Origin of the sequence: Paenibacillus sp. FSL K6-1122 (assembly GCF_037977015.1) — a bacterium.
GTDB classification, from domain to species: Bacteria; Bacillota; Bacilli; order Paenibacillales; family Paenibacillaceae; genus Paenibacillus; species Paenibacillus amylolyticus.
On the sequence record NZ_CP150272.1, the window covers coordinates 2,087,634 to 2,102,502 of the forward strand.

Below are 14,869 nucleotides of genomic sequence, written 5' to 3' on the forward strand. Positions count from 1 at the left end.
AATGTGTCAGGCCTTTTGTTATGGAAGGCCTGATGAACATAACAGGGGAGCGAAGAATGTGGTCAGTATCAAGGATATCGCCAAACAGGCGGGAGTTTCCATCTCTACTGTGTCATATGCGCTGAATGGCAGCAACAAAGTGACCGATGAGACGAGTTCCAAAATTTTGGCCATTGCCAAAGAACTGAACTATGTTCCAAATGCCGCAGCAAGAACACTGAAGAAGAGGGAATCCAAAATTCTAGGTGTATTCTTGACCGATTTTAGAGGAGATGTGTATGGAGACTTGCTGAGTGGCATGAAAGCCGTATGTAATGCTCAAGGCTATGACCTGATCGTGTGCAGTGGTAAACAATCCCATCGCATGCTTCCAGAGAGAATGATTGATGGTGCGATCATTCTGGATCATACGTTTGCAAGTGAGGAACTAATGCAGTATGCCGATCGTGGGCACAAAATCGTTGTATTGGACCGTGAGATGGATCATCCCAACATTAATCAGGTTCTGCTGGATAACAAAGCCGGGGCGACACTTGCGATGGAACATCTTATTGAACAGGGACATAAGAAAATCTACGTGGTGACAGGACCGGAAGGTTCGTTTGACTCTGTGCAGCGGTTAAAGGCTGTGAGACAGGTTGCGGAACGTGAAGCCGATGTGGAATGGATTGAGATCACGGGAGATTTTGAAAAGAGTGGTGGAGAACAAGCCGCAGATCAGATTGTACAGGTGTATGATGGACCGGCAGCGGTATTCTGCCTCAATGATGAGATGGCTATTGGCTTGTGTGATCGTCTGGCAGACAGTGCACTTGGCGTTGGTCAGGAGATTGATGTCATCGGATTCGACAATATTGAATTGAGCAAATACGTCCAGCCGAGATTGGCAAGCATTGATTATTCCAAGCGCAAGTGGGGATCACTCGCCGCTGAACAACTGATCAAAATTATTGCTGGAGAACCCGTTGATCATGAACGAATTTATGTGACATTAGTTGAGGGTGGGTCGGTGAGTGGGCCTATTCCGTCTGATTCGGTTATATCCATGCGGAATGACCGGGCGGTTAGCTATTGATCCCGAATACAGCAAGAGACAAGGCTTAGAAGAATCGAATCATTCTTTTAAGCCTTGTCTCTTGTTATTTCTAGGATGAAGCAATAGAAAAAGCCTCTCCAGAGAGAGGCTTGGCCTTTACAAGCCTTTTGTTTTGTCATTGTTGTAGGATGAAGTGAGAATGCCTGTAATGAAGAGAGTCAATACGATTGCAATAATCCAGAATGTCAGTGAAAATGACATGCCCTTCGCACCTCCTGCACAAGCTCATTTTCTTCTATTATAACCATTATAGGTAGAAAAGAAATGCTTCACCCTATTATTTGTAAAATAAAAAGTGTGTGGGCACCGGTCTGAGGCTGCCATCTGAAGGGTTATTTACAACCCGATTATTCAGAATAAGCGAGGATGATCCACCGCCATCCAGATTATAGGCGTCAATCACCCCAAGCTTGTACAACCGCCCTTGCAACTCTTCAAGGGTAGCACCGGAACTTCCGCCCTCATTATATCCGTCAACTACAATAATCAATAACTGATCATCTTTATAATTGCCAATGACTGTACGTGGTGCTCGTTTGGGTGATACTTTCCATTTGGCAGGAATTGTGGTTTTACGCCCATTCTGTAGCAGCACCGGAACAAACGTAGCCCCGAATTGCGGTTGCAGGCGATCCAGTGAGTTTTTGTCGGAGAACTTGCCTCCGACCAGTTTACCGGCATCGTTAAGTCCTACAAAAAACAGATCTTTGAAACTGGCCTGGAAACCATTCACGTATTTCCCGTCCATGACCGTTGTGCTAAGTGGATAACGTTTGCCCCCACTGTCAGCAAATCCACCTGCGTTAATCCCGGCAATTGCGCCGTTACGCTTCACAGCCTGCATGGTCGTCTCAGAACGCCCAGGTTCACTGTCTAGAGCCATCTGCATGGCTGTAGGGTCTTTTAGCTTGATCTTCATGGCATAGCCCTTATAGCTGCCAGGATTCACTCTGTACATTTCAATCGTTAGCCGGTCACTGTCTACCCGTTCAAATGGAACGCCAAGCTTGGATGAAATCCGTTTGTTGTAGATCGTTTCCGGACGATCCGCCTGGGTGGAAGCCTTCTGCACAAGTGTAGACATCGTACTAGTTGTTTTATTATAGAGCTGTGTCGTTCTTTTAATAGAAGAAGAAGTCTGGACAGCAGCATCTTTTGCCCCCGCAAGCTCTTGGCTAATTGCTTGGGTCCGGGGTGTAATCGTATCCTCTGACAGTTCGGTAGGCATCAAACCTCCGGGTTCAAGTGGAGGACGAAGCAGCAGCAGGCATAATATCAATCCAACAAAAGGAGCGAGTGCAAGCATAAAAAAACGATTAACCTGTTTGACGGGTGTAATCATTTGAGCAGGTCCATCTTTTTCTGGAGTGTCTCCAGTTGTTTTTTGACTTCGCTCAGCTGGGTATACAGTTTGTTGCTGTTATCCGTTTTGTCACTTGCATTATCCTTGGTGAAAGTCAGCAATTCATTGAAGGATTGAACCTGTCCCTGCAGGTCTTCTACTTCCTTTGATATCGTTGTTAGCTGATTTTCATAGTCGGTTTTTAGCGCTGCAATCTGCTGCTGATTATGGGCTTGAAGCTGGTTAATCATCTGTTGCTGGAGATGGTTACTATAATAGTAGGTTCCAACGACTCCTAGTGCAATGAGAACAATCCACATTACCAGAAACAGTTTGATTGAAGATCCAGCCTTGCCTTTGGCGCTCCGGGTGTGATGGATGTCAGAGGACGGGTCAGATGGTTTCATATCATCACTCCTGGTCATTTATAGGTACAAAAAAATTTCCAGTCCTCATTCTATCATGCCCCTATTGATTACGCAAAAATGAAATTCTTTACTTAATAGAGTAAAAAGAGATTGCATCGGAAGGAAGTCCTAGGATACAATTTCTTATAGATGCAATAAGTAGGAACTTTGGGCAGGTTTTTCGACTTTTTTAGATAGAAATGCAGGAAATTTATACTATATTTTGACCTTTCCGGGGATGGAAAGATGGACGTCATGGTGTTTTTATAACAAAATACAGTGGAAATAGAGCTTTTTTATCGGCTTCCTCCTGTATTTTTCTGTTTTTCGACATAATCCGACCTATGCTTCTTCTATACTCGGATTGTCGCATAGACGATGAAATCATCATGACAGAATTTAAAAGTTATTTGTCCAATACATAACAGGGGGAACAACAATGAAAAAAGTATGGCAGGTGGTCATCATAGATATCCACCCCACCAGCATGCTCGGTACAAAATTGATTTTGGAAGAGCAGCAAGATCTGACGGTACGTGGCATGACTTCGACCGGAACAGAAGGGCTCGATCTGGTGAATATTCACCAGCCTGATCTGATTCTGATGGATTATCGTCTTCCGGAGGGTCAGGCAGATCAATATATTGCCCAGATGAAGAATCTGTCAGCTCACAGTCACATCATTATTTTGACGGATGAAGACAATGTGAAGCTGTTTCGTCATCTGATGAGCCTTGGTGCAAGCGGCATGTTATCCAAACAGGCTTCCCCTAGCCAGCTGATTCATCTGATCTCTGGATTGCGTGAGGGCCATGTGTCCATTCCATTGTCGTGGTTAAACAGTGCGGAGTGGGCGCAACCTGTGGAGTCTCCGACAGAAGCACGTGTCATTGAATTAACAGAAACCGAAACTTTTATCATGGAAAGAATTGTTCAGGGTGTAACCTATGATAAAATAGCGAATGAGATCAACGTTAGCAGACGTTCCATTGATAATTACCTGCGTAAAATATACGTGAAGCTGGAAGTGAGCAGTAGAGCACAGGCCATTGAACGTTATGCCTTGCATGCAAGACAAGTGAAGACGGGATCCTGACGAAACAGGTCTGTTCTTCCCATGATCACAACAGTTCGGTATGCATCCGGTCATATTCGATGGCGAGCAGGAATAGGTTGTAGGGCTGCGGACTGCGAGTACAGTTTCGGAATAGGGACGAAAGGGGAACGGATCGATGAAATATTTCTTTGCTTCCCGTACCAACAGGCTTTTGTCATCACCACTGAGGGATATACGTGAGATGTCTGGCAGGGATTATTTCATTTCTCTGGCGGAAGAATTGCCTGCGGAGGAGTTGTTTCCTTTCAAATTGTTGGAAGAAGCAGCGGTGTCTGTCTTTAGTTCAGGCCCCTCCGCATTGCAATATGGAGAGCCAGCAGGCTACACACCCCTAAGAGAGTGGTTGAACAAAGACTGGAATGCACGCAAAGGCATACGAACGGTACCCGAGCAGATTCTGTTGACTACTGGTACCCAGCAGGCCATCGATCTGGTGATGCGTCTATTGCTTGAGCCAGGAGATTCTGTACTGGTTGAACATCCCACATCTCCAGGCTGTCTTGAGGTTCTGGAGATGCAAGGAGCCAAGATTGTGCCCGTAATGGGTGATCGGGACGGCATACTGCCAGACCTTTTAGAGCATCACATGCAGCAGGTTAGACCGAAGCTGCTTTTTGCTGCACCCAGTTTCTCGAATCCGACCGGTGCTTTGTGGAGTATGGAGCGGCGGGAGGCAGTCCTTGAGCTGTGTTCGCGCTATGGTGTACTGCTTGTGGAAGATGATTCTTACGGAGAGCTCCATTTCGATGGCCTTGAGCCAACGGAATTCTATCGTAAATATCCTTCACTCTTTGCACTGGATACTGCCGATCAGGGTGGACATGTTCTCTACATTGGTTCATTCAGCAAAACGGTAGCGCCCGCTCTTCGAACCGGATGGGCCGCTGGACATCCTGCGCTGATTCAGGCAATGGCCTCGGTTAAACGAATTGCAGATGGTCAGTCCAGTCCGATGAATCAGCGGCTGTTGTATCAATTGCTTGCCCATTCCCCATTTCGTTGGAGTGATCACCTATCGATGTTGAATCGGGAGTATAAGACAAGACTCAAACTGATGCTTGAACTGTTGAAGAGGCCGGGCTGGAAAGGGTGTCAGTACAACATCCCTGAGGGCGGAATGTATCTGTGGGTACAGTTGCCGGAAGGATTGGATAGTGGCGCTCTGCTTAAGGCGGCTTTGCCCAAAGGTGTATCCTTTCTTCCTGGATCACTATGCTCCACAGGTGTACAGGATCAACGTTACATCCGATTGAACTTTAGCCACCCGGGCCGGGATGAATTGCTGCTTGGCATGAACCTGATCAGTGAAGCCATTTCCGAATTTACGGCTCGTAGCTAAGTCAGATCAAAAATAGATTTTGTAGCAAAAATTAAAATTGGTTCATGACCAAAGTGATTACGTTATTGCATCCACTAACATTTTTATATATAATATGAATTAATGAGTTGTTGGTTTCTTTATATAAGCTACAATGGTGGCCAGTTCAGGAAAAGCACTCATATATTTTATTTAACGGGGGAAAATTCAACATGTCTAATATTTTATTTGTTAAAGCAAATGACCGTCCTGCAGATCAAGCAGTCAGCGTTAAATTGTACGATGCATTCTTGAGCGCATACAAAGAGTCCCACCCAGGTGACACAGTTACTGAGTTGGATCTCTACAATACAGAATTCCCATTCTATGGTAACACTGCTATCACAGGTACTTACAAAGCAGCAAACGGTTTTGAACTGACAGCTGACGAGCAAAAAGCAGCTTCACTTGCAGCACAATTGCAAGATCAATTCCTGGCAGCTGACAAAGTTGTATTTGCATTCCCACTGTGGAACTTCACTGTTCCAGCTCCATTGGTAAACTACATTGCTTACCTGAGCCAAGCTGGTAAAACATTCAAATACACTGCTGAAGGTCCTGTAGGACTTGCTGGCGACAAAAAAGTAGCTTTGCTTAACGCACGTGGTGGCGTTTATTCCGAAGGCCCAATGGCAGCTGCTGAAATGTCCCTGAACTTCCTGAAAACAGTTCTCGGCTTGTGGGGCATTCAAAACCCTGAAGTGGTTATCGTTGAAGGACATAATGCTTCTGCTGATCGTGCTGAAGAAATCGTTACTGCAGGTCTGAAATTGGCTTCCGAAGTAGCAGTAAAATTCTAATAACAATCTTCTATATAGAACACATCAAAACACCTGTAGTCTCCAGTGGAGATTACAGGTGTTTTTTTGCCTTCTCATTTTTTTTCACATCCGTTACTTCAGATGATTCCATATCAGATATGGCCTGTATTTTTTAAGTACTGCTCCGCTGTTTCAGCGATGTGTGCAAGGTCGTCCTTATTTTCACCAGATACAGAATACGTTACATCGAGTTCATTAATGGTTCGTTCAATCATATCATTATCCTCAAGCATGTGTGCATGCTCGGTTAACGCCTGTACTCCCTTAATCGTCAGAATATACTTTCCACGGGAGAGGCGTTCAAACCAGCCATAATAATTTTTTTGCAGAATTGCTGCGGCAGAACCTACGCCTGTCTGTCTGGCAAGGTTGGCTGGAGAGGCTTCTCCGTTCGTCCGTAGAGCGGATGCGACACGCAAAGCCTTCTCACGATATGCTGTGACCAGCTGTCTTCGTGTACTACCTCCCGTATTGTAGTCTCCGCTGCGTTCGTCGAATTCCTTGAGCAATCGCTTCCGCCGAACACCGCTTTTACGGGCAACCTGATTGGGGCCAGTGAGGGGGATCAGGGCGGAGGGCTCGCACAATACATCAATCAGGGGAGCTTTGGTTTTGTAAAATGTGACAGTCAGCAGCCCCAGACCGAGCTGTCTGCATAGTGCGGTCAGTTCGCTCCAGCGTTGGTTCACGGCTCCGCGTTTACTGCGATTGCGCTCGACGGCCAGATACACGAACGGGCTAAGTTTCAAGCGCTGCATGCCCTGCAGCAACAGGGAGAGATTAAATGTTTTTTTCATCTCCACAATGAGTGGTTCGTCCTGGTCTGATCTGACTCCGACGAGGTCACAATGTCTGATTTCCGCCTTGACGTCGAAGCCACGCTGCTCGAAGAAAGCCTTCACAGGCGAATATAATTCGGTTTCGTATTTCACTGCCATCGTCCGTGCTCCTTTCCAGAAGTGGCCTGTCTCTGACCATGTGTTGTCCGGTTTCCTGAATTTAGAACCCTCATTATATCATATTCGTTCTTTTTTTTCTGAAGGCACAAGATGTCTGATAGAACAGGGAAAAGCCAAAATTCGAAGTGGTTGATTGAAAAAAAGAGGTCAACTTATCCGAATTGCCGCATAGGTATGTAATACACTTTTCACAACAAAACAAGACGTTTGGACAGAGGGTGGCGGGACTACACAGGACCGCAAGATTGGTATTCAAGCAGGAGCCGCAATTCTATTGATTTCTTCATACCATTCGGAATGGTTGACAATCACACTAAAGGAGCCATGGGAGGTACCAAGCATGAATATTTTTGAACGCGTTGCGGAACATCGGGCAGAGAGTGACCGTTTGACATGGAACGGAACATTTGAAGATTATATTGCACTGCTGAGAGAGGACCCGACTCCGGCAATGACGGCTCACGCCAGAGTGTATGAGATGATTGAATCGTTTGGGGTGGAAGAAGTAGGTGGGCATAAGCGGTACAAGTTTTTTGAACAGGAGATCTTTGGGCTGGACCGTTCGATTGAAAAGTTGGTTGAAGAATACTTTCACTCGGCAGCACGCCGTCTGGATGTACGGAAGCGGATCTTGCTCCTGATGGGTCCCGTAAGTGGAGGGAAATCGACGCTGGTGACGCTGCTGAAGCGTGGGCTTGAACAGTTCTCGCGGACAGAGAAAGGTGCCATATACGCCATTGATGGATGCCCGATGCATGAGGAACCGCTGCATTTGATTCCGCTGGAGCTTCGTCCTGAAGTGGAAAAGGAAATTGGAGTCCGTATTGAGGGTAACCTTTGCCCATCCTGCCAGATGAGACTCCGTACCGAATATGGTGGTGATATCAGCAAGGTACCGGTGGAACGGGTCATTGTTTCCGAAGATAATCGCGTGGGAATAGGAACGTTCAGTCCATCCGATCCGAAATCACAGGATATTGCCGATCTGACGGGGAGTATCGACTTCTCCACCATTACGGAGTTTGGTTCCGAATCCGATCCACGTGCCTATCGTTTTGATGGGGAGTTGAACAAGGCGAACCGTGGGTTAATGGAGTTCCAGGAGATGTTGAAATGTGATGAGAAATTCCTATGGAATCTCCTGTCGCTCACGCAGGAAGGAAATTTCAAAGCAGGACGTTTTGCCTTAATCAGTGCGGATGAAATGATTGTGGCGCATACGAATGAATCGGAGTATAAGTCTTTTATCTCCAACAAGAAGAATGAGGCACTGCAATCCCGGATGATTGTCATGCCGATTCCGTACAACTTGAAGGTATCCGAGGAAGAGAAAATCTATGCCAAGCTCATTCAGCAAAGTGACATGAAGCATGTTCATATTGCACCGCATGCACTGCGGACTGCAGCCATTTTTTCCATACTTACCCGCTTGAAGGAAACGAAGAAACAAGGCATGGATCTCGTTAAAAAAATGCGCATGTATGATGGTGAAGAAGTGGAAGGATACAAAGAAGCTGATCTGCGCGAGATGCAAAATGAGTATCTGGATGAAGGGATGTCCGGCATTGATCCACGGTATGTCATTAACCGGATCTCCAGTGCTTTGATTAAGCAAAATCTTCAGTGCATTAACGCGCTGGATATTCTGCGGGCGATCAAGGACGGTCTGGACCAGCATGCTTCAATTACAAAGGAAGAGCGGGAGCGTTATCTGAACTTCATTGCTCTTGCACGCAAGGAGTATGATGAACTGGCCAAGAAGGAAGTGCAGAAAGCATTTGTTTACTCATTCGAGGAATCCGCAAGAACGTTATTCGAGAATTACCTCGATAACATTGAAGCATTTTGCAACTGGTCCAAGATGCGTGACCCGCTCACGGATGAAGAGATGGACCCGGATGAGCGTCTGATGCGATCCATAGAGGAACAGATCGGGATCTCCGAGAATGCAAAGAAAGCGTTCAGAGAAGAGATTCTGATCCGAATCTCGGCATACTCCCGCAAGGAGCGCAAGTTCGAATACAGCAGCCATGACCGTTTGCGTGAAGCGATTGAGAAAAAGTTGTTCACCGATCTGAAAGATATTGTCAAGATCACAACCTCAACCAAAACACCGGATGCAACACAATTGAAACGTATGAATGAAGTCATTAAACGTTTAATTGAGGAACATGGATACACCGCAGCCAGCGCGAATGAACTGTTACGTTATGTGGGTAGTCTGCTTAATCGCTAATCGGCAACGAACCATTCCGGATCAGGCTCCTGATGCCTGTTGTGAGGCTCCTTCACAGCAGGGTCAGGGCCTTTTTAATTACATGAAGGTCATATCAGTCTAAAAAGCTGACAAATAAGGTTAATTTTAAAGAGAATTAGTTCTAATGGTATATGTATATTTAGGTATTTTAGTCTATAATCAATACATATATTTACAATTTAAAGTAATTTAGTGTTTATTAAGGAGCTGACTGAACCAGATATGAGCAGTATTTCCGCAACAAGACAGAAGCAACTTGATTACATGGGATTAACCGCAGGGGATCTAAAACTGCTTGCCGATCATCGGCCTGTTTTTAAAAAAGTCGTTAATGAAGTGGTGGATCATTTCTACAATCATGTGGGGAATTATCCTGAATTGGTAGATCTGATCGCTCGATTCTCTACCATTGATCGTCTAAAAGAAACACAGAAGATGTACTGGTTATCAATGACGGATGGAATCGTGGACGACGCATATATTGAGCAACGGATTGCGATTGGACTTGTGCATTCACGGATTGGTCTGTCTGAAGATTATTATCTGGGTACCTATATGGTCTACCTGGATATTGCAACGAGCATATTCCAACAGGTTATCCCTGATTCCTGGCATCTTGTCATTCAAGCGCTCAGCAAAATGTTTAATCTGGATTCACAGCTTGTCCTTGAAGCCTATGAGAAGAAAGAAAAAGAAAAGTTACATCAGCTTGCCGATGACCAACAACATACATTACAGGCAATTACGCAGATTACCCAAGAGCTTACAGGCATGATTAGTGAATTAAATGAAAGTGCAATGGCGATATCAAGTGTAGCCAAAGAAACAGCGGCTTCTCAGGATCAGGCTCAGGTTATGCTTACCGAATTAACAGGAGAGATCCAGCAGATCGGAAAAATGGGTGAACTCATTCGCGAGATATCGGATCAGAGTCATCTTGTCGGCCTGAACGCAGCGATTGAAGCTGCTCATGCAGGAGAGTTTGGACGTGGCTTCGAAGTAGTCGCTAGTGAGGTGCGCAAGCTTGCAGCCAGTTCCCGGGATGCCCAGGGTAAAATTCAGTCTAATCTGGAGCAGATCATGAAGAAACTGAGCAGTGTGCAGCAGGAGTCGGATCATACTTCCAGAGGGGCACGTAGCCAAGCTTCACGCTCGGCTGAACTCGCTGTATTTGCAACAACAATGGAGAAACTGTCTCTGGATTTGAAGAAACTGGAACAGCAGGAATAGAGCTTAAAAGCATTAGGAACCTTCCATACCGTTTCAGGCTGTTTTAAGCTATAATGGGTAGACAAACCTGCCGATGTTATAGAAAATGCAGCCGGAGACAGGGGATTCGAAAGAGGTTGAGGTGATCAGATGGCTTCTATCCATGATGTAGCCAAGGAAGCGGGAGTATCTGTTGCAACCGTTTCCAAAGTGATAAACGATTATCCTGATGTAAGTGAAAAAACACGCAAAAAAGTCAATATAGCCATCGAATTATTGAAATATCAACCCAATGTGGTCGCACGTGGACTTGTCAAACGCCGTTCATGGACGGTGGGAGTACTGTTAACGGTTCCGTTTACGAACCCTTTTGTGTCCGAGTTGCTGGAAGGGATCAAGACAGCGCTGGAGAACAGTGGATATGACCTGGTCCGGTTGTCTACTCGATTCGATGATCCGGCGTACTCGTTCATCAAACATTGCCGCAGTCGTAATGTGGATGGCGTAGTAGTATTCGGGGAAGGCAGAGAAAACGCGAGTATTCAGGAACTGGTGGATGCAGAGATTCCAACGATGTTTGTTGATACGGACATGTTGGGCAAACGTGCCGGTTACATTACTACGGATAACGCGAACGGGATCTCGATGGGTGTCAAACATCTGCATGAGCTTGGGCACCGCAAAATTGCCTATATCTCAGGGACACTTGGACCTGCTGTAGCCAATCTGCGATTGGAAGGATATCGGGAAGGGCTGCGAGAATGCGGCATCCCGTATTCTACGGTATATCTGGAGATCTGCGATTATTCCTTCGACGGGGGAAGCAAGGCTGCCCGACGATTGCTGGCACTTCAGGATCAACCAACGGGAATTGTCTGTGCATCAGACATGTCTGCTTTTGGTGCGATTCATGAAATTGAAAAGCATGGACTGAGTGTACCAGAAGATATCTCGGTTGTCGGGTTCGATAACACGTATTATGCTGAGGTATTCAAACCGGGGTTGACCACGGTGAATCAGAATATCTATTCCATTGGCATTAAGTCCATTGAATATCTGATTGCCATGATCGAGAATCCATCTTATTCTCCTCCTGTGGTGACGGAACCTTCCAATCTGGTTATCCGTCAGACGACAGCACCTTTAAAAGCTTAAAAGCTTAAAAACGTAAATAGTAAAGATGTTTACACGAAGCACAGCTAATAAGCTGTGCTTTTTGTCGTTATATATCTCATTTGGAAACATATGGATTAGGGAGTGGTACAAGTCCTATAGTTTAACGGGTAAACAAAGTTTACTGGCAATCGTATAATGAAAGTGCTTACAATTTTCTGTCCATTTGCATCTATCCATCCTGTATAACGATCTTGTAAAGGGCTGGCACATGGCAGAGCAAAGGTTATTCTTCACAAACAACGAACCAAGGAGGAGATCGGATGCATTTGAGAAAATGGTGGAGCTTGTGCTTGTCGGCTGTATTGATCTTCAGTTTGTTCCCAAGTGTGGGAACAGGAGGGACACGTGCTTCGGCAGCGGACGTTAAGACTGGCGATGATGAAGTACTGTTCAAGGCTGATTTTGAAGATGGTGTGTTGGGACAATGGCGTCCACGTGCAAGTGAAAAGCTTGATATCGTAACGCAAGTAGGTCATGACAGTACACGCAGCCTGAGAACCTCTTCACGTACCGAAACGTTCCATGGACCCTTAATTGAGATGCTGGATCATGTACAGAAGGGCAGCACAGTTCATATTTCATTTTGGGCCATGTACGATGAAGGGCCGGACAGTCAGGTCCTTAACGGTGCACTCGAGAAAGAATACAATAAAGACGCTTCGAGTCTTGAATATGCTACCTTTGCCTCCGCTACCTTGAATAAAGGACAGTGGAAAAAAGTCGAGGCCGATGTGGTGATTCCCGAAGAAAATAGTGGTATCACCGGATTCCGCATGTATGTGGAGACACCATGGAAGACGTCAGCGGAAGTGACGCCGGCAGATACGATTTCATTTTACGTGGATGATGTTCTGATTACGGCTGCTCAGAAAATTGAAATAGAGAAGGATATTCCGAATCTGGTCGATATGGTGGGACAAAATTACGCAATGGGAGCTGCCATCAACCAGTCTGCACTAGACGCGGAAAACCAGCATTCCCAGTTGTTGACGAAACACTTTAATAGTATTACAGCGGACAATTTGATGAAAATGGATGCGATGCAGCCCAAGGAAGGAGAGTTTGTCTGGTCAGAGACAGATCGCCTGGTGAAGTTTGCCGAAGCAAATGACATGGAAATCAGAGGTCATACGCTGTTATGGCATAGTCAGGTGCCGAATTGGTTCTTTACTGATCCGAATGATGCATCGAAACCTGCCACGCGGGAACAGTTGCTTGCACGGATGAAAACCCATATTCAAACCATCGTGACCCGGTACAAAGGAAAGGTTCATACATGGGATGTCGTCAATGAAGTCATCTCAGACGGAGGCGGCTTGCGGAATGAGGCCAGTAATTCCAAGTGGAGAGATATTATTGGGGATGTGGATGGCGACGGAGATGACAGTGATTACATTGAGTTGGCTTTCCGTTATGCACGTGAGGCTGACCCCGATGCTGTACTGGTGATTAATGACTATGGAATGGAGGGCAATGGAAACAAGGTGAATGATATGGTGAAGCTTGTAGAGAAGTTGCTTGCCAAAGGAACACCGATTGATGCGGTTGGATTCCAGATGCATGTATCCATGTACGGACCGGATGTAAAGCTCATTCGTGAGGCTTTTGAGAAAGTGATCGCTCTTGGTGTGAATGTACAGGTTACAGAGCTGGACGTTTCGATCTATTCAAGTAATTCTGAACTGGAGATGCCTGTCACAGATGAATTAATGCTGCAACAAGCTTACCGTTATCGTGAACTGTTCGACCTGTTCGACGAGTTGGGAAAACGCGGTGTAATGGACAGCGTTACAGTCTGGGGACTTGCGGATGATGGTACATGGCTTGATAATCATCCAGTCAAAGGACGCAAAGATGCACCATTGTTATTTGATCGTAAATTAAAAGCAAAACCGGCATTTTGGGCACTGGTGGACCCTACCACCCTTCCGATCTATCGTAATGAATGGACAGCATTGAAGGCCAGCCCTTCTTTCCCGAATCACAAAGGACAGGAAGATATTCTTTGGGGTGCTGTGAAAGGACTCGAAATTAATCATCTGGCAGATGGTACATCTGCGGTTACGGGTGAGGCTCGTATGATGTGGGATGCCAAAAAGGTGAATTTACGAGTGGAAGTGAAGGATACCACACGTCGCAAAGGGGATCAGGTGCAGGTTTTCCTCGCGGAAGAAGTCAAGGGGACAGGCGCTGCAACTTCTGAAGCTGATCTGTCTGCCAAGAAGAAAAATCCGCCGTCTGCAAATGGTCAATATACATTTAAACGGGATGGCGCTAAAGGCAAAGATAAAAATACTTACAACGTACAGGAGACAAAAACCGGGTATGTTGTATACGCATCACTGCCTATGTCAGCTGCTTTACTTACCGAAGGCCAGGTCTTGTCTCTGGATTTTCGGATTACGGATGAACATGCTGCTGGAAAGACAGCGACCATTGTTTGGAATGATATTTCCAATCAACAGCCCGACAAACCAGCCAACCGGGGCAAACTGAAGCTCGGTTCTGTCTTGAAACAAACCAAGGTCACTTATGGCAAACCTGTCATTGATGCAAAAAAGGATAACGTCTGGAAAAAAGCTGCATCTGTTAAAACGGATGTCTGGGTGGTCGGAAACGCCGGTGCAACGGCGACTGCACAGCTGTTATGGGATGAGAAATACCTGTACGTATTGGCAGATGTGAAAGATCCATTGCGAAGCAAATTAAGTTCTAATGCACATGAGCAGGATTCGATCGAGATTTTTATCGACCCTAGCAAAGATCAGACGACATTCTATCAGGAGGATGATGCCCAGTACCGGGTCAATTTTGATAATGAGGCTTCTTTTGGTGGAAATGCACGGAAAGAAAGTTTCAAATCAGCTACCCGATTAACAAGCGGAGGGTATACAGTTGAAGTGGCAATCCCACTAGACAGCGTTCGTGCTGAAGGGCAAAGATGGATTGGGTTTGATCTTCAAGTTAATGATGATGGCGCGGGAGATGGCAAGCGAAGCAGTGTGTCCATCTGGAGTGATTCATCAGGTAATTCTTATCAAGATACTTCCGGTTTTGGCAGTCTGTTACTGACTCGTAAATAGAATATTTAGTTGTGAATTAGAATATGAGAATGTTAGTTATTCAAT

Annotated in this window: 11 protein-coding genes; 8 read left to right on the top strand and 3 right to left on the bottom strand. The window is 45.7% G+C overall.

Annotation, left to right across the window (positions count from 1 at the left end):
• Positions 1 to 58 precede the first annotated feature (58 nt).
• On the top strand, positions 59 to 1,075 hold the full coding sequence (locus NSQ20_RS09410) for a LacI family DNA-binding transcriptional regulator (RefSeq protein ID WP_253507053.1): 1,017 nt from the start codon (positions 59 to 61) through the stop codon (positions 1,073 to 1,075).
• A 298-nt stretch (positions 1,076 to 1,373) separates the two neighbouring features.
• Here NSQ20_RS09410 and NSQ20_RS09415 read toward each other — a convergent pair whose 3' ends face one another.
• Together NSQ20_RS09415 and NSQ20_RS09420 are read right to left on the bottom strand one after the other, a co-directional pair.
• Positions 1,374 to 2,438: a phosphodiester glycosidase family protein gene (locus NSQ20_RS09415; RefSeq protein WP_036669840.1), complete on the bottom strand. Its 1,065-nt coding sequence runs from the start codon at positions 2,436 to 2,438 to the stop codon at positions 1,374 to 1,376.
• Entirely contained in the window at positions 2,435 to 2,845 is a 411-nt protein-coding gene (locus NSQ20_RS09420; protein WP_051447152.1) for a uroporphyrinogen-III C-methyltransferase, read from the bottom strand. Before NSQ20_RS09420 ends, NSQ20_RS09415 begins: the two co-directional genes overlap by 4 nt.
• Positions 2,846 to 3,284: 439 nt before the next feature.
• Here NSQ20_RS09420 and NSQ20_RS09425 point away from each other — a divergent pair, with 439 nt between their 5' ends.
• The 3 genes from NSQ20_RS09425 (at position 3,285) to NSQ20_RS09435 (ending at position 6,119) form a co-directional block, all read left to right on the top strand.
• Positions 3,285 to 3,941, top strand: a complete 657-nt coding sequence (locus NSQ20_RS09425; protein WP_017689577.1) for a response regulator transcription factor — start codon at positions 3,285 to 3,287, stop codon at positions 3,939 to 3,941.
• A 136-nt stretch (positions 3,942 to 4,077) separates the two neighbouring features.
• The gene (locus NSQ20_RS09430) at positions 4,078 to 5,301 is read left to right on the top strand and encodes a PLP-dependent aminotransferase family protein (protein ID WP_036610015.1); all 1,224 of its coding nucleotides are present in this window, start codon (positions 4,078 to 4,080) and stop codon (positions 5,299 to 5,301) included.
• 191 nt (positions 5,302 to 5,492) lie between these two features.
• Positions 5,493 to 6,119 carry an FMN-dependent NADH-azoreductase gene (locus NSQ20_RS09435; protein WP_036610012.1) on the top strand — a complete coding sequence of 209 codons (627 nt, stop codon included), beginning with the start codon at positions 5,493 to 5,495 and terminating at the stop codon, positions 6,117 to 6,119.
• A gap of 113 nt (positions 6,120 to 6,232) precedes the next feature.
• On the opposite strand, the gene NSQ20_RS09440 is transcribed toward NSQ20_RS09435, so the two are convergent.
• Complete coding sequence (locus tag NSQ20_RS09440; protein ID WP_076318322.1) at positions 6,233 to 7,078, bottom strand: DUF2161 family putative PD-(D/E)XK-type phosphodiesterase; 846 nt, start codon at positions 7,076 to 7,078, stop codon at positions 6,233 to 6,235.
• A 361-nt stretch (positions 7,079 to 7,439) separates the two neighbouring features.
• On the opposite strand from NSQ20_RS09440, the gene NSQ20_RS09445 reads away from it, so the two are divergent.
• From NSQ20_RS09445 to NSQ20_RS09460, 4 genes are all read left to right on the top strand, one after another.
• A complete protein-coding gene (locus NSQ20_RS09445) occupies positions 7,440 to 9,335 on the top strand; it encodes a PrkA family serine protein kinase (protein ID WP_036669848.1) in 1,896 nt (631 codons plus the stop codon).
• A 243-nt stretch (positions 9,336 to 9,578) separates the two neighbouring features.
• Positions 9,579 to 10,586, top strand: coding sequence for a globin-coupled sensor protein (locus tag NSQ20_RS09450; RefSeq protein ID WP_076318323.1), 1,008 nt, complete (start codon positions 9,579 to 9,581; stop codon positions 10,584 to 10,586).
• A gap of 129 nt (positions 10,587 to 10,715) precedes the next feature.
• Positions 10,716 to 11,720 carry a LacI family DNA-binding transcriptional regulator gene (locus tag NSQ20_RS09455; RefSeq protein ID WP_017689571.1) on the top strand — a complete coding sequence of 335 codons (1,005 nt, stop codon included), beginning with the start codon at positions 10,716 to 10,718 and terminating at the stop codon, positions 11,718 to 11,720.
• Positions 11,721 to 12,001: 281 nt separating this feature from the next.
• Positions 12,002 to 14,824 (top strand): endo-1,4-beta-xylanase, encoded by a 2,823-nt coding sequence (locus NSQ20_RS09460; protein WP_340032328.1) that lies wholly within the window; start codon positions 12,002 to 12,004, stop codon positions 14,822 to 14,824.
• The last annotated feature ends 45 nt before the right edge of the window (positions 14,825 to 14,869 follow it).

Bases quoted from the DNA above. Each gene is read 5' to 3' on its own strand.
- NSQ20_RS09415 (WP_036669840.1), bottom strand. From the start codon at position 2,438: ATGATTACACCCGTCAAACAGGTTAATCGTTTTTTTATGCTTGCACTC.
- NSQ20_RS09420 (WP_051447152.1), bottom strand. From the start codon at position 2,845: ATGAAACCATCTGACCCGTCCTCTGACATCCATCACACCCGGAGCGCC.
- NSQ20_RS09425 (WP_017689577.1), top strand. From the start codon at position 3,285: ATGAAAAAAGTATGGCAGGTGGTCATCATAGATATCCACCCCACCAGC.
- NSQ20_RS09430 (WP_036610015.1), top strand. From the start codon at position 4,078: ATGAAATATTTCTTTGCTTCCCGTACCAACAGGCTTTTGTCATCACCA.
- NSQ20_RS09435 (WP_036610012.1), top strand. From the start codon at position 5,493: ATGTCTAATATTTTATTTGTTAAAGCAAATGACCGTCCTGCAGATCAA.
- NSQ20_RS09440 (WP_076318322.1), bottom strand. From the start codon at position 7,078: ATGGCAGTGAAATACGAAACCGAATTATATTCGCCTGTGAAGGCTTTC.
- NSQ20_RS09445 (WP_036669848.1), top strand. From the start codon at position 7,440: ATGAATATTTTTGAACGCGTTGCGGAACATCGGGCAGAGAGTGACCGT.
- NSQ20_RS09450 (WP_076318323.1), top strand. From the start codon at position 9,579: ATGAGCAGTATTTCCGCAACAAGACAGAAGCAACTTGATTACATGGGA.
- NSQ20_RS09455 (WP_017689571.1), top strand. From the start codon at position 10,716: ATGGCTTCTATCCATGATGTAGCCAAGGAAGCGGGAGTATCTGTTGCA.
- NSQ20_RS09460 (WP_340032328.1), top strand. From the start codon at position 12,002: ATGCATTTGAGAAAATGGTGGAGCTTGTGCTTGTCGGCTGTATTGATC.